This is a genomic window from Saccharothrix sp. NBAS 001 (assembly GCF_056640475.1).
Window position 1 is genome coordinate 4,123,839 of sequence record NZ_CM153251.1, and the last position, 19,023, is coordinate 4,142,861.

The window sequence follows — 19,023 nt, forward strand, 5'->3', positions numbered from 1 at the left end:
CCGCTCCCCCGCGACGGTCAGCGGGCGGAGAGTTCGAAGATCGCGCTGTGGGCGATTTCCAGCGGGTGGATGCCGGTCAGCCGCCACGCGGTCCGGTCGATCACCGCGCGCCACTCCGCCACCGACGGGATGTGCTGGCCCATCAACGCGTGCGTGTACTCGAAGCCGAGGGTGAAGATCGGCGTGTCCGGCACGGTGAGGCGCTCCGAGCGGTAGGTGTCGCCGAGCAGGAACGTGCTCGCGTCCGGGAATGCCCGCCGGATCCCGTCCAGCGCCCGCACGCAGGACTGCGCCGGCCACAGGTCGTGGCCGAGGAAGAACGAGAACACCAGGTCGTAGCCGGGGAACCGGCCGGGGTCCAGGTCGGCGATGTCGCCCGCCACGATCTCCACCCGGTCCGCGACCCCCGCCTCGGCGACCGCCGTCCGGGCGACCCGCACCGCGTCCGGGTTCAGCTCCACTCCCAGGAACCGCCCGCCCGGCCGGGTCGCGGCCAGCTTGATCAGCCGGTCGGCGCTGCCGCAGCCGAGGTCGGCGACGTCGCCGAACGCGCGCCCGGCCAGCACCGCCTCGAACCCGGGGTCGACGAACCGGGTGCCGTAGTCGCGGCCCGCGCGGGCGATCGCGGCACCGTCGCGCAGGCTGCCGGCGGGCACCTCGGGTTCGGCCCGGGACAGCCCGGCGGCGTCGGCCAGCATCCGGCCGTAACCGCCGATCAACCACAGGAAATAGCCCTTGTTGCGCCACACGTCGTCGAAGGCCGGCCCACGGGTCAGGTGGTCGTCGCGCCGGGCCACCACGCCGAGGTGGGCGAGGACCGAGGCGATGGCCCGCACCGGCTGCACGAGCAGCCCCCGCGCTGCGGCGAACGCCTCGGGTTCGACGGCGGTCGAGCCGGCAAGTTCTTGCAGCAGACCGAGTTCGAAGGCCGCGGCGATGGCGGACGAGGCGACGGTGCCGTTGAACGCCTCCCGCGCGGTCAGCGGCCTGGTTTCGGTGAGGGTGTCCGCGTGCGAAGTGGTGTCCTGGGTGCTCACGGTCGTCCGGCTCCTGCCTGGTGGTCTTGGGATCGGTCGAGTACTCGGCCGAGGTCGTGCAGGAAAGCGGACATCTGCTCGGGTGTGCCGACCGAGACCCGCAGGTGGTCGGCCAGTCCCATGTCGGCGGTGTCGCGCACGAGCGTTCCGGTCGACCGCCGCAGCGCCTCGGCGACCCGCGAGGCGATACCGGGCAGCCGCACCAGCACGAAGTTGGTCCTCGACGGGACGTACTCGACGTCGAGGTCGTCCAGGCCGTGGCACAACAGCGCTCTCGCGGCCTGGTTGCGGCGGCGGGTGATGTCGAGGAACTCCCGGTCCGCCAACGCGCCCACGGCCGCCGCCTGGGCGAACCTGTTGACGTGGAAGGGGAAAGCGTCCTGCAAGGCGTCGACGCGGGCGACCACGTCCGGGTCTCCGACCAGGTAGCCGACCCGCAGCGCGCCCAGTCCGTACGCCTTGGAGAACGTCCGCATCACGCACACGGCGCGCCCGGTGGCGGCGTGCCGCATCGCCGACGCGAACTCCTCCTCCGGGACGTACTCCGCGTACGCCTCGTCGAACACGACGACCGCGTCGTGGCGTCGGGCCGCCGCGCACAGGGCCTGCACCTCGCGCGCGGACAGGACGGACCCGGTGGGGTTGTGCGGGTTGCAGACGAACACGAGCCCCAGCCCGCGCGCGATCCCGTCGACCAGCAGGTCGGTGTCGACGTGGTAGCCGCGCGGTGGGAGTTCGAGGTAGGGCACGCCGACGGCGCGCAGGCTCTTCGGGTAGCTGCGGAAGGTCAGGCCGGTGACGGCCGCCGGTCGCGGGTCGGCGCGGCGGGCCAGCGCGAGCATCAGGATGATCTCGTCGGTCCCGTTGCCCACCGCCACCCGGTCCTCGCCGACCTGGTGGTGCCGCGCGATGGCCCCGACGAGGTCGGTGTGCGCGGGATCCGGGTACCGGTTGATGTTGCGCAATTCGGCTTCCGCCGCCGCGACGGCGTCCGGGCTGGCGCCCAGCGGATTCTCGTTGAGGTGTAAACGACCGGCGTGCTCGGTGCGTGTTGTGGAGTGGGTGCGCAAAACTGTCCCCCGGACTGGATGGCGGAAGGAATTTCCGTGGTCCGCAGCCGGTCCGACCGGCCGCGACACTCGTGCGGGCGTGCCGGTGCGGCAGGTTTTTCCGCTCGGCTGGAAATTGGCTGGAAGGAGGCTCCCGGGCGTCACGCCGGGGTTGTGTGAATGGCCTCGTGAGGGCGATTCTGCCTGGTCAAGAGGCTGGCGGTGGTGCTGGTCGACCGGCGGAGGGCGTTGTTCGCCAGGCTCTCCCGAATGCGCTGCCAAGTCAACCAGCGGCCCCGTGGTCCATCAATAGCCTATATGTGTGACGGGGCGACCGAAGCGGTAATTGGCGGTGCCCGCGGCTCGTTTTCGGAAAGTTCGGCGACCGACTGTTCCGGGTGGTGGAGAGGTGCCGGCCGAAGTAGTATCGGCCTGTGGTGTCATTTTCGCAGTTGATCGCCTTCGTTCTCACGTCGGCGCTCATCGCCGTCGTCCCGGGCCCCAGCGTGCTGTTCCTGGTGGGCCGCGCGCTCGCGCACGGCCGGCGGGTCGCGCTGGCCACCGCCGTCGGCGACCAGGCGGGCACGCTCGTCCTGGCGGTCGGGGTGGCGGTCGGTCTCGGCACGGTCCTGGAGCAGTCGGTCCTGGTCTACACGGTCGTGAAGTTCGCGGGCGTGGCCTACCTGGTGTACCTCGGGGTGAAGGCGCTGGTGCGGCGGACCTCCGACATCGGGCACGACCGGGCGACCGGGGTCCGGGGCACCCGCCGGGCGGTGCTGGACGGGTTCCTGGTCGGTGTCGCGAACCCGAAGACGGTGTTGTTCCTGACGGCGGTGATCCCCCAGTTCGTCGACCTGCCGCGCGGTGGCGTGCCGACGCAGATGCTGGTGCTGGGCACCATCTTCTCGGTCATCACGTTCCTGGCGGGCATCGCGTGGGGCCTCGCGGCGGGCGGTGTCCGCACGTGGTTCGCCAAGTCGCCCAAGAGGATCCAGGCGGTGGCCAGGGCCGGCGGGCTCACCATGATCGGGGTCGGGGTGGGCGTCGCGCTCAACGGCCGGGGAGCCTGAGCGGAGGGCGTGCCGCCCTGGTCGCGTCCGGGTCGGACGGGGCTGCGGGCGACCGGGGGTGTCGGCGCAGGCGGCCAGAGGCCCTGGTCCCGATGCCGGGCATCGGGACCGGGACCCGGCGAGAAGGCGACCTGTTTGCGTTGCGGCAGAACGGTTCCCAGGCTGCCGGCCAGGCGGAGGAGCGCGGTGTCGACTGTTCATCGCGCGTCCATGCGCCCCCTGGCGTGGCCCCTGTGTCAGGCGTCGGGATTCAGGTGCTCCCGCGCCCAGGTGTCGAAGCGGGTGAGCGGGATGCCGAGATCCTCGGCGTGGTGCGGACGGGCCGGTTGGCCGGCCACGTTGAGCCATTCGTGCGAAGCGCCCATCGGCGGCATCCCGGCGGCGAGGGCTTCCCGCTCGGTCATGTCCGGCGCGGACAGCCGCGTGCCCAGGGTGCGGGAGAGGACTTCGGCGATCTCGGTCATCGAGAGGTGGTCGCCCGCCAGCTCCAGCTCGACCCCGTCGAAGTTCTCCGGTGCGGTGATGGCCGCCGCCGCGGCTCGGCCGATGTCCTCCACCGCGATGAGGGACAGCCGGGTGTCCGGGTGCAGGACGCTCACCAGGCCGCCGTCGATGCCGCGCGGGAACAGGAATCCCATCGACGGGAGGAAGTTCTCCATGAAGAAGGCCGGCTTGACCAGCGTCCAGTGGGGGAAGCCGGCGGAGCGGACCCGGTCCTGGATCGCGGCCTTGGCACCGAGGGTGGGTTCCATCGAGGTCCAGCGCCCTTCGGCCCAGCCGGGAGCCGAGGTGTGCTGCCCCGCGCCGCTGACGGAGGTGTGCACGAACTGCGGCACTCCGGCGGACTTCGCGGCCTCGACGAGGTTGACGCCCTGGGTCACCTCCCCGGCGAAGTCGAAGCCCGTCGCCGTCGCGGCGGGCATCTGCACGGAGAAGACGGCGCGGGCACCCTCGGCGGCCCGGACCAGCGACTCGCGGTCGTGGAGGTCTCCGGTGACCAGCTCGACGCCGAGCGCCTCGACGGCCCTGGCCCGGTCGGTGGCCGGGTCACGCACCAGGGCGCGGACGGGAACCCCCGCGGCGAGCAGGGCGCGGGCCGTGGCACCGCCCTGCCGTCCGGTGACTCCGGTGACCAGGACGGGCGCGACCCCAGGGGACTCTCCGGAACCTGCGGGTGCTGCGGACATGGCGTCTCTCCGAACCACTCGACACTTAAACGGCGGGGCCCGCCGTTTTCAGTCCGCTACGATATGGCGGCCCCCGCCACTTGGCAAGCTCGGAGATGACGCCATGCCGGACAGCCGGCGCGCCGACGCCCGGCGCAACCACGCCCGCATCCTCGCCGTGGCCGAGGCGGAAGTCGCCGCGCGTGGTGCCGACGCCTCCCTGGAACAGATCGCCCGCACCGCCGGAGTCGGCTCGGCGACCGTGCGCCGGCACTTCCCCACCCGTCGCGCGCTGCTGGAGGCGGTCTCCCGGGAACGGATCGAGGCCCTGTGCGTCCGCGCCCACGAGCTGGCCGACGAGCACGACAGCCGGGAAGCGCTGCTGGCGTGGTTGAGCGACGTCGTGGCGTACTGCGTCTCCGCCCGGGGACTGGCGGCGGCACTGGCCTACGACGGTGCCGAACCCGACCCCGTCCACGAGAACAGCTGCTCGGCGAAGCTGGAGGAGGCGGCGGACCCGCTGCTGCGCCGCGCCGCACAGGACGGCGCGGTGGCACCGGACGTCACCGTCAACGACCTGATCACGCTGGCGGTCGGCATCGTCCTGGCCACCGAACACCACCCCGGCCCCGCCGCCCGTGCGAACCGCCTTTTCCGATTGGCCGTGGCAGGACTGAGCCCGCAGACCTGACCGAGGCCGACTGCCGCCCGCGACTCGGGCCACCACCGGGCCCCGGCGGCGTCGCAGCCGCGCGGGCCGCTTCGACACCTTCGGCTCGCGCTTGTCGCGCCGGGGCGACGAGGTCGTCCGAGGCCCTGAACGCCCTCTTCCGTCACGTCGGGTGGACGACCTCGGCGGACACGCAGCGGAAGCAACTGGTCGCGACCTTGTTCCCGAGGGCGGCGAGGTGGCGGTGGATGTACTGGACGTCGACGATCATCGGCGGGTAGAGCGCCTCCGCCCGCAACCAGTACGCCTCCGCCTCGGCCGACTTGCCGTTCGCCAAGGCGACGTGCGCCAGCCCTTCCAGGCTGCGCGCCTCCTGACGGCTCAGGGAATTCGCCCGGGAACGCTCCTCCGCCAGGTCGAACACCTTGTGCGCGTGCTCCAGGTCACCGGCCGCGAGAGCCGACTCGCCGACGGCGTTGAGCACCTCGCACTCCAGCTTCGGCAGCCCCAGCTGCCGCGCCAGCGTCAGCGACCGGCGGCCGAGGTCGAGGGACTCGTCCAGGTCGCCCAGCGTCCTCCGCACGGCGCTCAGCCCCAGCAGGCCGATGGCTTCGCCGTGCAGGAAGTTCTCGGCGGTGCTCATCTCCCGGATCCTCTGGAACACCGCCATCGCCGCCTCGTGGTCCCCGCGCCAGTGCAGCACCAGACCGACGCTCCACGTCGTCAGCGGGGCCGCGTGGGGGAAGCCGCCGCGCGCCGTGATCGCCAACGACTTCTGGAGGTAGTCGAGCGCCTCGTCGTAGCGCCCCAGGTCGCGGTTGATGACGCCCAGGTTGTTCGAGATGGCCGCGGCGAGCACCGCGCCGGTGTCCTTGCCGGTCAGCTCCTCGGCCGCGAGGAAGGTCTCGCGCGCCTCGTCCAGGCGGTCCTCGGCCAGGTGGAGCCTGCCGAGGTCCACCAGCTGCGCCGCTTGGCCCGCCTGATCCCCGAGCCGCCGGCTGAGGGCCAGCGCCTCCACGAGGTACGTCGAGGCCTCGGCCACCGTCCGGTGTTCCCGGCACACCGCCGCGAGACCTTGCAGGCACGCCGACTCCCCCGAGAGGTCGCCGGTCACCCGCGCCGCGCGGACGCCCTTCTCGAACAGCGTGTACGCCCCGGCCCCGTAGTTGCGCAGCTTGAGCAGCGGCTGGAGCACGCACGGGAACTGCCACGCGTGATCGTGCCAGCCGTGGTCGGCGGCGTACGCGGCGACCGCGAGGAGGTTGTGGTACTCGGCGTCGAGCACGTCCACGGCCTCCACCGTGCTCCGCACCGGTCTGATCTCCTGCGGCGTCCACTTCGTCCGGAGGTCGCCGCGGAAGATCCGGTTCTCCATTCCGGCGGACCACTCCCGCACGGCGCACAGGTAGTAGTCGAACAGGCGGTGCCGGGCCTGGGTCAGCTCCTCGCCGTCGTCGACCTCCGACGCGATCTGCGCCGCGCAGTCGCGGACCAGGTCGTGGAAGTAGTACCGGCCGGCTTTGTCCTGCTTGAGCAGGTTGTCGTCGAACAGCTCGTCCAGGTCCCCCTCGACCTGGTCCACCGAGCCGCCGACCAGCGCGGCGGCGACGTGCGCCTCGAAGTCGCCGCCGGGGATCAGGCTGAGCAGTCGGAACAGGCGTTGCCGCTCGGGCGGAAGGTAGCGGTACGAGACGCGCAGGACCGCCATCACGCTGCGGTCGCCGGTCTGGAGGAACTGGCGGCGCTGGTTCTGGTCGCGCAGGCGGCCAACCAGGTCGGCGACCGTCCAGCTCGCCCGGTCCCGCAGCCGCGCCGCCGCGATACGGATCGCGAGGGGGAGCCGTCCGCACAGCTCGACGGCCTCGGCCACCTCCTCCTCGGCGCCGCGAGTGCGCGAATCACCGACGACCTGGGTGAACATCGTCCTGCCTTCGTCGAGCGACAGCACGTCCAACGAGAGGCTCCGGGCACCTTCCAGCGCGCTCAGCTTGCGGCGGCTGGTCACCACGACGAGCGCGTCCGACGTGCCCGGCAGGAGCGGGCGCACGTGCGTGGCGTCGACGGCGTTGTCCAGGATCAGCAGGACCCGCTTTCCGGCCAGGCGCGAACGCCACAGCGCGCTGCGCCCGCGAAGGTCGGCGGGCAGCAACTCCAAGGGCACGCCGCTGTCGCGGAGCAACGCGTCCAGCGCCTGCTCCGGCTGGAGCGGGGGCAGACCGGGGCTGAACCCGTGCAGGTCCACGAAGTACTGGCCGTCCGGGTAGTTCCTCGCGAGCTGGTGCCCGAGGTGCACCGCGAGGGTCGTCTTGCCGACCCCGCCCATGCCGTTGATGGCGGAGATCACCAGGGCCTCGGGCATGGTGCCGTCGGGCCCGCCGGCCAACTGCGCCAGTTCCTTCGCCCGGCCGGAGAAGTCCGGGATGTCGCGCGGGAGGAACGCGTGCGGTGCCGGGGTCTCCTCGGGGGAGGCGGTCACCGGAGCGCTGTCTCCGCCGCGGAGGATCGCCTCGTGCCGGCCGCGCAGGCGTGGGCCCGGGTCCGAGCCGAGTTCCTCGGCGAGCACCCGCCTGCCTTCGTCGAACACCGCGAGCGCCTCGGCTTGGCGACCGCTCATCTCCAGCGCCCGCATGAGCAGTTCCCGCGAGGTTTCCCGGAGCGGGTGGTCGGCGACCATGCGGCGCAGGTCGCCGATGACCGCGGCGGTGTCCCCCACGTCGAGCCGCCAGGACGTGGACGTCTCCAGCGCGGCCGCCCGCTGCTCCTCCAGACCGGCCGCGGCCGCCTCGATGACCGGCCCGGTCAGCCCCTCCAGCGCCGTCCCGCGCCAGAGCGCCAGCGCCGTGTCGAGCACCCGCACCGCGTCGGCGGTGCGGCCGGCGGTCCGGAGGTTTTCGGCGCGCCGCACGCCCTCCCGGAAGTGGTGCAGGTCCAGGGCTCCCTCGCCGAGATCGAGGCGGTACCCGGTCTCGACCCGAACGATCCTCACGTCCTCCCGCACCGCCGAGAGCGTCGTGCGCAAGCTGCCGATCGCGTTGTGGATCTGCTGCCTGGCGGTGCGGGGCGATTCCTCCCACAGCTCGCGCTCCAGCTGGGACACCGCCACCGACCGGTTCGCGCCGAGCAGGAGCAGGGCCAGCAGTTTGCGTTGCCGGACACCGGAGATCCTCAACGCCTCACCGTCGGCGCGCACCTCCAGAGGGCCCAGGATGTGGACGATCACCTACCAGACCACCTTACGTACGAACGTGATGTCGATCGGAACCCGGTGACGGCCGACCACGCCGAACATCACGCACGTGATCGGATCCGCTCACCGGTTTACCACGAGTAGTCGCCTGGTAGCGACCGAGTAGCGGCCACGGTTACCTTCGACGGCGGCCCGCATCGGGGGGTGCGGACCTCAACCGGAGTAGTCGCACATGGGGGAAAGTCATGCGAGAACTGACCATTGGTCTCGTCGTGTCCGCGTTTGTCGTGACGGGCCTGATCGTCGCCGGAGGCCTGGCCGGAGGGGCTCCGGGCAGTGGTTCGACCACTCCCACGACCACGATCACCGAGGTACCCAACGCCTCCAACCACGACTGGTGACCGAGGTCCGACCCACGTCACCTCGGGGCGGGCCGTCGACGGCGGAGGCCGCCCGCCTTCGCGGCTTCGTCGTCATGGCGCTGGTGCTGGCAACCAGCTTCGGCGTCACGCACGTCGTCCACCACGCCCCGGCCCTGCTCGCCACCTCGGTGGCGAGCAGGGCCGGCGCCTACCTCGTGCTCTGGCCCCAGCGGTGGAACTTCTTCACGCGTTTGGACGAGGAGCAGTTCGTCGCCTACCGGGTAGGCGACGACCGGAGCCTCCTCCCGGTCCACCGGCGGGACGAAGGCGCGTCGCTGCTCGGGCTCGACCGCCTGCGGGACGCCCGGTTGAGCACTGTCCGGCGGATCGCGACGCGGATTCCGGACCGCCACTGGCAACCGTGCCCGCCACGGGGCGATTGCGCGGGCACGACCGATCTCGCACGCGCGCTCGTCATCGACGACCTGCCCTGCCAGGTCGACCTGGCCGGCCGCCTCGTCATCGCCGCGGAACGGGCGTCCGCACCGGCGCGGTGGGAACTCCCGGAAACGCCGCGACAGGTCGTGCGGCTCGCGGTGGTCGACGTGCGGTGCGCCCGGTGAACCGGGCTCAGCGGTGGTTGTCCCAGGCCGTTTCGCGGTGTGAGCCAAGGGGGTGGTCGCTCTCGATCGGACGCACGCTGGTGGCGGCCGCCCAGGCGGGTCTGCTGCTGGCGAACCAGGACGCCACGCTGTTCGTCGTCCGGGACGCGGTACCGGACGGAGTGCGGTGCGACGGCGTCCGCGGTGCCGGGCTCTGGTGCGTCGCCGGCGGTGGGCTCGCCACCGGCGTGGCGGTGGCGACGCTGGTCGCGGTGCTGTCCGGCTTCCGCCCGCGCTGGACGTGCATCCCGCACTGGTACGTGTCCTTCAGCCTGACCACGGGCATGTCGTTGAGCAACGGCGGCGATCGCGTCGCGATGGTCGCGGCGATGCTGTTCGTCCCGTTGTGCCTCGGCGACACCCGGACGTGGCAGTGGAGTCCCGTCACGGCACCGCAGTCGCCGTGGTGGCAGGGCGCTTCGTTCGCGGCCCACTGGGCGCTGCGGGTCCAGCTCGCCACGATCTACCTGTCTGCCGTCCTGACCAAGCTCACTGATCCGTTGTGGCGACAGGGCAGCGCGATGTGGGTGATCATGGCGGACCCCTACTTCGGGTTCCCCCGGGTGTTGCGCGACCTCATCACCTGGTTCGCGGCGTCGTTCTGGCCGGTGGCGCTGCTCACGTGGGGGGTCATGGCCCTCCAGGTGTCACTGGTCGGCGCACTGCTGGGCGGTCCCCGGCTGCGGCGGGCAGGATTGGTGGCGGGCACGGCGCTGCACCTGTCGATAGCGGCGTTGCTGGGCCTGCCCGACTTCGGCATGATCATGATCGGTGTCCTGGTCGTCGGCGCCTCGTCGGGAGTCGTGCGCCGCAGCGAGGGTGGGAGGTCCGGGTGGGCGGTGTGGTCGTCGAGCGGTTCGAGCCGGGGAGCGCGGGACCGGCGGATCTCCGTTCGTACTACCGGGTCGTCGCGGACTGCCAGGTCTTCGACCGGCCCGACGAACCCCGGTTGACCTACGACAACGTCATCGGCCGCCTCGACACCCCCTTCCCCGGCCTCGGCCCGGCCGTCCACTGGCTCGCCCGGGACCAGGACCGGGTGGTGGGGGTGGCGAAGGCGCACTTCCCGACCGACGAGGAGAACGCGGCGCTCGCGGTGGTCGACGTGCAGGTGGATCCGGCACACCGCCGCTGCGGCGTCGGCACGGCCCTGCTCTCCACGATCGCGGCCCTGTGCCGGGCACGGGGGCGTCGGCTGATCGAGATCGCGAAGGTGGAGCCCGGCAGCCCCGCGGAGCCGTGGGCGACCGCGCTGGGGTTCCGGACGGTCCGCTCGATCGTCGTCCAGACGCTGTCGACCGCGCAGGCGGACCGCGCGCGGTGGGAGGTCGACCCGCCGAGCGGCTACCGCGTGGAGCGGTGGGAGGACGCCGCACCGGAGCACCTGGTCGACTCCTACTCGGCCGCACGGGAGGCCATCCACGACGCTCCGCTGGAGGACAGCGGGTTCCGCAGCCCGACGTGGACGGTGGCCAAGGTGCGGCGGCACGAGGACGAGCTGCGTTCGCAGGGGATCCGGCACCGCGTCGTGGTCGCGGTCCACGAGGGTACCGGCGAGGTGGTGGCCGTCACCGAGATGATGGTCCCGCCGCACCGCCGGAACTGGGGGTACCAGGGCGACACCGCCGTGCTCGCCGCGCACCGGGGGCACGGGCTCGGCGTGGCGGTCAAATCGGCGATGGCGCGGTGGGTCGTGGCCGACCACCCCGAGGTCGAGCGGTTCCAGACCACCACGGGCCTGGAGAACACGCACATGATCCGGGTGAACCACGCCCTCGGCTTCACCACGGACCGAACCCTGCTCACCATGAACCGCGACACCGACCGACTGCCCTGACAAGACGCACCGGGGCCGACGAAGCGCGCTCGGCGATCCACGACGCGCCGGACGTCCTCCCTCCACAATGGACCGGAGGGCGGGTGCGCGACCACGCGGCCGGACTCCGGACAAGAACGTCGAACTGCGGGACCACGGGCCGGGGTGCACCGCGGCGCGCGGGGCGATCGCGGTCGTCATACCACCCGATCGGCGGACCACGGCGGACAACGTCCCTGGTAGCGCACGCCCGCTCCCCCGGCGAGTAGCGCTTCGGTAGTCGCCGGGTACCGGGTGGCATTACGTTGGACGACGGCCCGCAGACCGACGCATGGAAGGCACCGTGACCGCTCCTTCGCACCCTCTGCAACCGACCTGGCTGGAGATCGCCACCGGCAAGTCCGTCGGCGAGTACCACAAGCGGCTCCCCGAACCCGACCCCGGCGACCTCGCGCACAGACCGCGCCGCGCGCTCGAACTCGTGGTGGAACAGGCCGTGCGCAACCCGCCGTGCTACGTCGGTTTCACCGGGGGCAGGGACTCGTCCGCCCTCCTCGCGCTCGCGACGGCGGTGGCGAAGCGGTCGGGTTCACCACCGCCCATCGCACTGACGCTGCGCTTCCGGGACGTGCCCACCTCCGACGAGACCGAGTGGCAGGAACTGGTCGTCCGCGCGGTCGGCGTCCAGGACTGGGTGAAGGTCGACCTCTGGCGCAGCGACGGTGAATTCGACCTGATCGGTCCACGGGCCCAGGGGATCATCGACCGGCACGGTCTGCTGTGGCCGCCCAACGTCCTGATCTTCTCCCGCCTCTTCGAGGAGGCGCGAGGCGGATCGGTGATCACGGGGTTCGACGCCGACGGGCTGTTCGGCCGGTGGCCCTCGGTGCGGATCGGCGACATCGTCGCGCGCCGGAGGCGTCCCACGCGGGAAGACCTGCCGCACCTGATCCGGTCGGCGACACCCCGCGCCCGGCGGGAGCGCGAACTCGTCCGGGCGTCGCTGCGGACGATCACCGACAAGTCGGCCCCGCGACTTCTCGGGACCGCCACCCCGACCGTGTGGGCGGTGCCGTGGTTGCGCCCCGACGCGCGCGAGTACTTCATCAGGCTCCAAGCGGCGGACTCGGTCCGCGCGCCGCTCGCCTGGGACCAGTGGGTGCGCTGGTGGGCCAAGCGCCGTTACGTGGCCATGTTCCGGTGGTCGCTGGAAGCCGTGTCGGCGGGGGCCCGCCTGTACCACCCGTTCATGGACCCGGCCTTCCTGCACTCGCTGGCGAGGCACGGCGGCAGCACCGGCTACGGGGACCGGCAGGCGATCATGCGCGCGCTGTTCACCGACCTGCTGCCCGAGCGGCTGCTGGCGAGGACGACGAAAGCCGCGACGTTCGCACGCCTGTGCTGGTCGGACCAGTCGCTCGCGTTCGTCGACGAGTGGGACGGGAGCGGGGTGGACGAGGCGCTCGTGGACCCGGAGCAGCTCGTCCGGGAATGGCGGCGCCCGCACCCCCACGAGGGGAGCGCGCTCCTGCTCCAGGCGGCGTGGGCGCACGGTCGGGCGAGGACGGGCTGAGCGTCCGCCCCGGGTTCCCCGGGCCGCCGGGGCGGGCGGCCGGGGAACCCGGACGGCTCAGGCGGGTACGGTCCGGCGTTCCCCGACGGGGGTGTAGGTCCGCTCGGCCGGACCGGAGTAGAGCTGCCGGGGACGGCCGATCCGGGTGTCCGGGTCGGTGAGCATCTCCCGCCACTGGGCGATCCACCCCGGCAGGCGGCCGAGGGCGAACAACACCGTGAACATCTTGGTGGGGAAGCCCATCGCCTTGTAGATGATGCCCGTGTAGAAATCGACGTTGGGGTACAGCCTGCGCTGGACGAAGTAGTCGTCGGTGAGCGCGATCTCCTCCAGGCGCATCGCGATGTCCAACAGCGGATCGGGCTTGCTCAGGCGATCCAGCACTTCGCCGGCCGCTTTCTTGATGATCGCCGCCCGTGGGTCGTAGTTCCGGTAGACCGGGTGGCCGAAACCCATCAAGCGGACACCGTTCTCCTTTTTCTTCACCCTCTTCACGAATGCCTCGACATCGCCCCCGCCGTCCTCGATCGCCTGGAGCATCTCCAGCACCGCCTGATTGGCCCCGCCGTGCAGCGGGCCGAACAGCGCGTTGATGCCCGCCGAAACGGAGGCGAACAGGTTCGCGTTGCTCGATCCCACCAGTCGCACCGTGGAGGTGGAGCAGTTCTGCTCGTGATCGGCGTGCAGCACGAACAGCATTTCCAGCACTCGCGCCGCGATCGGGTCCGCCTCGAACGGCGTGGCGGGCACCCCGAACGTCATGCGCAGGAAGTTGGGCACGTACTCCAGCGCGTTGTCCGGGTAGAGCAGCGGCTGGCCGATCGACGTCTTGAACGCGTAGGAGGCGATGGTCGGCACCTTGGCCATCAGCCGGATGGTCGACATCTCGACGTGCTCCGGGTCGAACGGGTCGAGGCTGTCCTGGTAGAACGTGGACAGCGCGCTCACCCCGGCCGACAGCACGGCCATCGGGTGCGCGTCCCGGGGGAAGCCCGCGAAGAACCGCCGCATGTCCTCGTGCAGCATCGTGTGCACGCGCACCCGCTCCGCGAAGCCCGCCAGCTCGGCCCCGGTCGGCAGTTCGCCGTAGATGAGCAGGTAGGACACCTCCAAGAAGGAAGCGGTTTCCGCCAACTGCTCGATCGGGTAACCCCGGTAGCGCAGGACACCGGCGTCACCGTCGATGTAGGTGATGCCGGAAGCGCAGGACGCCGTATTGCGGAAGCCGGGGTCGAAGGCGACCGAACCTGTTTCCTGCAACAGTTTCGTGAGTCCGATCCCGGATGGGCCGGCTGTTGCCCCTCGCGATGCCAGGGGCAGCTTCCCGTCCCCGTGGTCGAGCACCCAGTCGTTCGTCACTGTTGCCTCACTCCTGATAGACACCGCCGCGTCGCGTGCGAATTCCAGGTTGAACAAAGGCATTCTCCCGCGCCGGCGACACCACCGGTACCCACTTCGGCGGGAAACGCAGTGATGCTCATGACGCCCGAATGGGTACATCGAGACAAGCGACGTAGACGTCGCACACGTTCGAGCCGGTCGGCACGGCCGGGATGCACTGGCCCAGGTCGGACAGCGGCCGGTGCGTGTCGTTCTCGGCCAGCACGTCCGCCCACCGGTAGCCGAGGTCGCGCAGGTCCCGGTGGGTCTCGTCGGTGACCCAGGCACCCATCGTCCCGGGCAGGTAGTCCTGCCCGTCGGTGGCCAGCGCGACGAAACCGGACGGGGCCAACCCGCGCAACTGCTCGGACATCGCGAAGGCCAGTTCCTGGCACCGGCCTCCCCGGCCGCCTCCCCGCACGCGCACGGTCACCTCGCCGGTGCCGACCACGCACAGCGGGACACCCGGCCTCCGGCGGCGGTGGTCCCTCAGGAGCCCGCCCAGCCGTTGCGCGAACCCGGCGGCGGTGCCCTGCACCCGCGAACCGAGGGACACGCACTCGTACCCGGCTTCCACCGCTCGCGCCACGCACGCTTCCAGCGCGGTCTCCGGTCCGCCGACCACGACGTTGGCGGACCGGGCATCCGGCCGGCTCGGGCGTCGCCGCGACCGGATCGCCGCCCGCACCCTGCCCTCCAACTCCGCGGGCAGGCCGGCCTCGGCCAAGGTCGCCGACGCCTGCGCCGCGTCGAAGAAGTCGGGCCGGGTCAGGCCGGAGCCGACGGCGGCGGCACCGACCTGGACGTTGTCGCACAGGATCAGCCCGGTCCACCGCGCGTCACCGAGCAGGGAGAGGACCGCACCGCCGTGCAGGCTCGATGCCGCCGCCCGCACCTGGTTGACCCGGGTGACGTCCAGCCCGGAGAGCACGAGCCGCTCGTGCAGGTCCGCCAGGTCCGCCGGGGACACCGGTGCCGCAGGAGCCGCGACCAGCGCCGAGGCACCGCCGGACACCGCGAAGACAACCCGCTCACGTGCGCCGAGGTCGCGCCCCACCAGGTACTCCCGCACCGCTCGACCGGCGGCGAGGCTCGCCGGCCCCGGCACCGGGTGGTCGCCGACCAGGTTTCGGCAGCCGGGCACCTCCGACCCGCTCCGGGCCGACACGACGACCCCGCCGGCGAACCGCCGGCCCGCGAAGTCGCGCACCGACCGCGCCATCTCCCCGGCCGCCTTGCCCACCGCCACCACGTGCACCGCCTCGGCGGCGCGGATCGGCGCGCCTGCCGGGCCCGTCAGCGCCGACGTGACGAGGGCGTCGGCCCGCACCGCCGGGAGGCACGCCACCGCGATGTCCTCGGCGTGGTCGCGCACCACGTGCCCCTGCTCCGTTGTCCGCACTCGTCCCCCTCGCACGGAAGTCCGCACTCGACCGTCACCTGGGCTGGGTGTCCACAACGGACAGATCCGCCGGACCGGAGTCGGCCCGCACCGCGAGCGGGTGGTCGCGCCGGCGCAGTGGGAGCGGCACGGCCTGTCCCGCGAGCTGCGACGCGTAGGCGGCGTGGATCATCTCCAGCGCCGCCGTCCCGTCCGCCCCGGAGCACAACGGCTCGCGCCCCTCCTCGACGGCGTCGAGGAAGTCCGCCGCCGCGAACCGGTGGTAGTCGCCGTAGGACGCGACGGGCTCGGTCCCGACCCGCTGCCACTGCGAGCGGCCGGGGAGGAAGGCGGGGTCCTCGCAGAGCCACACCGAGTGGTCGGCGTAAGGCGCCCGCAACACCAGGATTCCCTTGCTGCCGTGCAGTTCGAGCCGGTACGGCTGGCGGTCGCGCTCCTCCACGTGGCACCGCCAGGACTCGATCGTGCCGACGAGCCCTCCGGGGAAGGAGTACGCCGCCCAGATCCGGTCGCCGGCGACCAGGCCGCCGCCCTCCTCGCCGGGGCGGGCGTCGGCGGCGGTGACACCCCGGCCCCCTTCGGTCACGCGTGCGAAGCACGACAGCGGATCGGACGCCAAGCGGCGCATCAGATCGGCGAAGTGCACGCCGAGGATGAGGAAGTCCTGTCCCCCGCCCCGGTGGTCCCACTTGCACAGCGCGCGCAGGTGCTGCAACTCGCCTATCGCACCCTGCTCCAGCATCCGCAGGACGAGGCGGAATCGGGGTTCGTGCGCCGCCGGCAGCGCGGTGCCGAGCAGGACCCCGGCGTCACGGGCCGCGGCGACCATCCGGTCCGCCTCGGCCAGGGTCCGCGCGATCGGTTTCTCGCAGTACACGTGCGCGCCGGCGGCGATCGCGGCGAGCACCATCTCCTCGTGGCAGTCGGCGTGCCGGGGCGCGACCACCACGACGTCGGGTCGTTCGAGCGCCAGCATCTCGTGGTGGTCCGCGTAGCCGCGCGGCGCCCCGGTCCGCTCCTGGCACGCTCGCCGGCCGTCGTCGTCGGGGTCCGCCACCGCCACCACCTCGGCTCGCGGGTCGGCGGTGAAGGCGAGGTCGAGCTGGTGACCGTAGCCACCGGCGCCGGTGCGGCCGATCACCGCCACCCGCCTGCGCTTCGCGGTCACCGCGGCCACCTCCCGTGCTCGATGTCCCGCAGCTCGGCGAGTTGCGCGCGCAGGGACTCCTCCAGCGGACCGCGCTCGGCCCACTCCAGGTTCTCCGCGAGTTCGGGAACCGACCTGGGGCCGACCACGACCGTGTGGACCCGGTCGTCGCCGAGCAGCCAGCGCAGTCCCATCTCCGGCATGGACATCCCCGCCTCCCGAGCGATGCGCTGCGCGCGGGCGATGCGCTCCACGACGCCCGGCGGCACCGAGTCGCGCCGTTGCGCCCGCAGGCGGTCGGGCAGCTCCGGGTCCAGCGAGGTCAGCAAGCCCTGGCGGTAGGGCGCGCCGATGGCGACGCCCATGTCGTGTTGCGTCGCGGCCGGCAGCACCTCGTCCGCCGCCTCCTGCCAGACCACGTTGTAGTAGTGGACGTAGAGCATCGCGTCGAACAGGCCGGACCGGCAGAGCCCGGCGGCGACGCCCGGTTTGCGCACGGACAGCCCGATCGACTCGACCAGCCCCTCCTCCTTCAGCTCCGCCACCACGTCGATCACCGGACCGCTGGGTGCGTCGATGTCGTCCCACCACTCCGACCAGTCGGTCTCGTGGATCAGCAGCAGGGGCAGCCGGCTGATCCCGAGCAGCCGCAGCGAGTGCTCGAACTGCGCCCGGATCGCCGCGCGGTCCCGGTAGGCGTCCTCGCCGAACCGCGCCACGATGCTCTTCTCGAACCGGCCGACCTTGTCGATCAGGACCAGTCCGTCGTGGTCGACGCCGGCCAGCGCCTCACCGACGATCTGCTCGGCCTCGCCGAGTCCGTACATGGGCGCGGTGTCGATGGTGGTGACACCGGACCGCACCGCGTGCCGGACCACGTCGACGGCCTCCTGGTGCGGGACACGTCGGTCGGAGGTCAGGTGGTAGGTGCCGAGTCCGAGCGCGCCGACGGGGCGCTCGACCCTGCCGAACCTGCGGCGGTGCGCCGCGTGGTCGTTCATCGTGCGTCCTCCCGTGGAAGGGGTTCGGTGTCGGGTGCGGCCAGCGACGAACCGCCGTCCAACCGCAGGACCTGGCCGGTGAGGTAGCCGCTGGCCGGTGACGCCAGGAACGCGACCAGCGCGGCCACGTCGGACGGCGAGCCGGCCCGGCCCGCCGGGACCGTCGCGGCGTAGCGCCGCAGCGAGTCCTCGTCCCGCCGCCCGCCCCGGCGGACCCGGTCGGTGTCGACCTGGCTCGGCGCCACCGCGTTCGCGGTGACACCGTGCGGCCCGAGTTCGAGCGCCAGGTGCGCCACCAGCCCGTGCAGGCCGGCCTTCGCGGCGCTGTAGGCGGCGCTGCGGCCCCTGGCCCCGCGGAACGCGCTGCTCGACGAGATGAAGACCAGCCGTCCCCAGCCCGCGTGGCGCAGGTGCGGCGAGGCCGCCCGGCTGAGGAAGAACGCCGCGTCGAGGACGACCCCCAGGTCGGCGCGCCACGCGGCGGTGGCGAGGTCGGCGACGGGCGTGCGGGGCAACGACGCCGCCGCGTTGTGCACGACGATGTCCAGGCTGCCGTGGCGGTCCACGACGTCGCGCACCAGTCGGTCCACTGCGGACTCGTCGGAGACGTCGGCTTCCGCCGCCTGCAGGCGGTCGGCGCGCCCGACGAGCCGGGCCAGGGCCGCGCGGTGCCGCGGCAGGCCGTTCACCACGACGGTCGCGCCCCGCGCGGCCAGCTCCAGCGCGACGCCGGTGCCGCAACCGCCGCCGGCGGCACCGGTCACCAGCGCCACCTTGCCGTCCAGGTCCGGGTACCGGGTGGTGCTCATGCGAACCGGTACCCGCGTCGTTCCAGCTCCCCCGCCAGGTCGAACGGCGGGTAGGAGGTCCACGAGCCGCGCTCGGCCCGCTCGGCGGCCAGCTTGGCCGCCACGGCGTCCCGCACTTGCGCGACACGCGCCCGCGGCACGACCACGACGCCGTCGTCGTCGCCGATCAGCAGGTCGCCGGGCGTCACGAGGACCCCACCGCAGACGACCGGCACGTTGACCGCGCCGTGGTCGCCCCCGGCCGGGTAGTGGTAGTTGCGCGCCGTGACGCCCCGGCAGAAGGTCGGGAACCCGAGCGCCCGGATGCCCGCCGCGTCCCGGGTGCACCCGTCGATGACCGCGCCCGCCAGCGGTTTGGTCGTCATCCGCCGGGCCGTGCCGTCGCCGAAGCACGCGTAGTCGCGCACCCCGCCCGCGGCGACCACGAGCACGTCCCCGGGCCGGGCCAGGTCGATGGCCACGCGACGGACGGTGAGGTCCGGCCCGAGCGCGGTGACCGCCGGGCCGCAGAACCTCATGCCGGGCGAGAGCGGCCCGATGTCCACGTGCATCGCGCCGTGCTTGCCCAGCGCGTCCAGGACGATGCCGGTGTAGAAGTCCTCGAACTCCGCGACGACTTCCGGGTCGGGCCGGTCGATAGCGGTGACCACGAGACCACCGGACGCATACGGTTCCACGTTGTCGAATCCCCC

The 19,023-nt window shown here is 72.4% G+C and carries 17 protein-coding genes; 7 read left to right on the forward strand and 10 right to left on the reverse strand.

Annotation, left to right across the window (positions count from 1 at the left end):
* Nucleotides 1-17: 17 nt before the first annotated feature.
* Both AC0HI0_RS17125 and AC0HI0_RS17130 read right to left on the reverse strand, forming a co-directional pair.
* Nucleotides 18-1,037: a class I SAM-dependent methyltransferase gene (locus AC0HI0_RS17125; protein ID WP_480933369.1), complete on the reverse strand. Its 1,020-nt coding sequence runs from the start codon at nucleotides 1,035-1,037 to the stop codon at nucleotides 18-20.
* Nucleotides 1,034-2,107: a pyridoxal phosphate-dependent aminotransferase gene (locus tag AC0HI0_RS17130; RefSeq protein ID WP_480933370.1), complete on the reverse strand. Its 1,074-nt coding sequence runs from the start codon at nucleotides 2,105-2,107 to the stop codon at nucleotides 1,034-1,036. Before AC0HI0_RS17130 ends, AC0HI0_RS17125 begins: the two co-directional genes overlap by 4 nt.
* Before the next feature lie 431 nt (nucleotides 2,108-2,538).
* On the opposite strand from AC0HI0_RS17130, the gene AC0HI0_RS17135 reads away from it, so the two are divergent.
* Nucleotides 2,539-3,156 (forward strand): LysE family translocator, encoded by a 618-nt coding sequence (locus tag AC0HI0_RS17135; RefSeq protein ID WP_480933371.1) that lies wholly within the window; start codon nucleotides 2,539-2,541, stop codon nucleotides 3,154-3,156.
* Between the two features lie 236 nt (nucleotides 3,157-3,392).
* Here AC0HI0_RS17135 and AC0HI0_RS17140 read toward each other — a convergent pair whose 3' ends face one another.
* Nucleotides 3,393-4,343 (reverse strand): NmrA/HSCARG family protein, encoded by a 951-nt coding sequence (locus AC0HI0_RS17140; RefSeq protein ID WP_480933372.1) that lies wholly within the window; start codon nucleotides 4,341-4,343, stop codon nucleotides 3,393-3,395.
* Nucleotides 4,344-4,446: 103 nt separating this feature from the next.
* Between AC0HI0_RS17140 and AC0HI0_RS17145 the strand changes: the two genes are divergently transcribed.
* Complete coding sequence (locus AC0HI0_RS17145; RefSeq protein ID WP_480933373.1) at nucleotides 4,447-5,013, forward strand: TetR/AcrR family transcriptional regulator; 567 nt, start codon at nucleotides 4,447-4,449, stop codon at nucleotides 5,011-5,013.
* Between the two features lie 142 nt (nucleotides 5,014-5,155).
* Here the strand turns inward: AC0HI0_RS17145 and AC0HI0_RS17150 are convergent, their stop codons facing one another.
* On the reverse strand, nucleotides 5,156-8,212 hold the full coding sequence (locus AC0HI0_RS17150) for an AfsR/SARP family transcriptional regulator (protein ID WP_480933374.1): 3,057 nt from the start codon (nucleotides 8,210-8,212) through the stop codon (nucleotides 5,156-5,158).
* 212 nt (nucleotides 8,213-8,424) lie between these two features.
* On the opposite strand from AC0HI0_RS17150, the gene AC0HI0_RS17155 reads away from it, so the two are divergent.
* The 5 genes from AC0HI0_RS17155 (at nucleotide 8,425) to AC0HI0_RS17175 (ending at nucleotide 12,592) form a co-directional block, all read left to right on the forward strand.
* A complete protein-coding gene (locus AC0HI0_RS17155) occupies nucleotides 8,425-8,580 on the forward strand; it encodes a hypothetical protein (protein ID WP_480933375.1) in 156 nt (51 codons plus the stop codon).
* A complete protein-coding gene (locus tag AC0HI0_RS17160) occupies nucleotides 8,577-9,164 on the forward strand; it encodes a hypothetical protein (protein ID WP_480933376.1) in 588 nt (195 codons plus the stop codon). Before AC0HI0_RS17155 ends, AC0HI0_RS17160 begins: the two co-directional genes overlap by 4 nt.
* An 80-nt stretch (nucleotides 9,165-9,244) precedes the next feature.
* Complete coding sequence (locus AC0HI0_RS17165) at nucleotides 9,245-10,156, forward strand: hypothetical protein (protein ID WP_480933377.1); 912 nt, start codon at nucleotides 9,245-9,247, stop codon at nucleotides 10,154-10,156.
* Complete coding sequence (locus AC0HI0_RS17170; RefSeq protein WP_480934313.1) at nucleotides 10,045-11,040, forward strand: GNAT family N-acetyltransferase; 996 nt, start codon at nucleotides 10,045-10,047, stop codon at nucleotides 11,038-11,040. Before AC0HI0_RS17165 ends, AC0HI0_RS17170 begins: the two co-directional genes overlap by 112 nt.
* Nucleotides 11,041-11,362: 322 nt before the next feature.
* Complete coding sequence (locus tag AC0HI0_RS17175) at nucleotides 11,363-12,592, forward strand: asparagine synthase-related protein (RefSeq protein WP_480933378.1); 1,230 nt, start codon at nucleotides 11,363-11,365, stop codon at nucleotides 12,590-12,592.
* Nucleotides 12,593-12,649: 57 nt separating this feature from the next.
* Here the strand turns inward: AC0HI0_RS17175 and AC0HI0_RS17180 are convergent, their stop codons facing one another.
* The 6 genes from AC0HI0_RS17180 to AC0HI0_RS17205 form a co-directional block, all read right to left on the reverse strand.
* Nucleotides 12,650-13,969 carry a citrate synthase gene (locus AC0HI0_RS17180; protein ID WP_480934314.1) on the reverse strand — a complete coding sequence of 440 codons (1,320 nt, stop codon included), beginning with the start codon at nucleotides 13,967-13,969 and terminating at the stop codon, nucleotides 12,650-12,652.
* 100 nt (nucleotides 13,970-14,069) lie between these two features.
* Complete coding sequence (locus AC0HI0_RS17185; RefSeq protein ID WP_480933379.1) at nucleotides 14,070-15,374, reverse strand: DUF4147 domain-containing protein; 1,305 nt, start codon at nucleotides 15,372-15,374, stop codon at nucleotides 14,070-14,072.
* A 34-nt stretch (nucleotides 15,375-15,408) separates the two neighbouring features.
* On the reverse strand, nucleotides 15,409-16,542 hold the full coding sequence (locus AC0HI0_RS17190) for a Gfo/Idh/MocA family protein (protein ID WP_480933380.1): 1,134 nt from the start codon (nucleotides 16,540-16,542) through the stop codon (nucleotides 15,409-15,411).
* Nucleotides 16,539-17,522: an aldo/keto reductase gene (locus AC0HI0_RS17195; RefSeq protein WP_480933381.1), complete on the reverse strand. Its 984-nt coding sequence runs from the start codon at nucleotides 17,520-17,522 to the stop codon at nucleotides 16,539-16,541. Before AC0HI0_RS17195 ends, AC0HI0_RS17190 begins: the two co-directional genes overlap by 4 nt.
* Nucleotides 17,519-18,331, reverse strand: coding sequence for an SDR family NAD(P)-dependent oxidoreductase (locus tag AC0HI0_RS17200; RefSeq protein ID WP_480933382.1), 813 nt, complete (start codon nucleotides 18,329-18,331; stop codon nucleotides 17,519-17,521). Before AC0HI0_RS17200 ends, AC0HI0_RS17195 begins: the two co-directional genes overlap by 4 nt.
* On the reverse strand, nucleotides 18,328-18,981 hold the full coding sequence (locus AC0HI0_RS17205) for an RraA family protein (RefSeq protein WP_480933383.1): 654 nt from the start codon (nucleotides 18,979-18,981) through the stop codon (nucleotides 18,328-18,330). The genes AC0HI0_RS17200 and AC0HI0_RS17205 overlap by 4 nt, the downstream gene beginning before the upstream one ends.
* Between the last annotated feature and the right edge of the window lie 42 nt (nucleotides 18,982-19,023).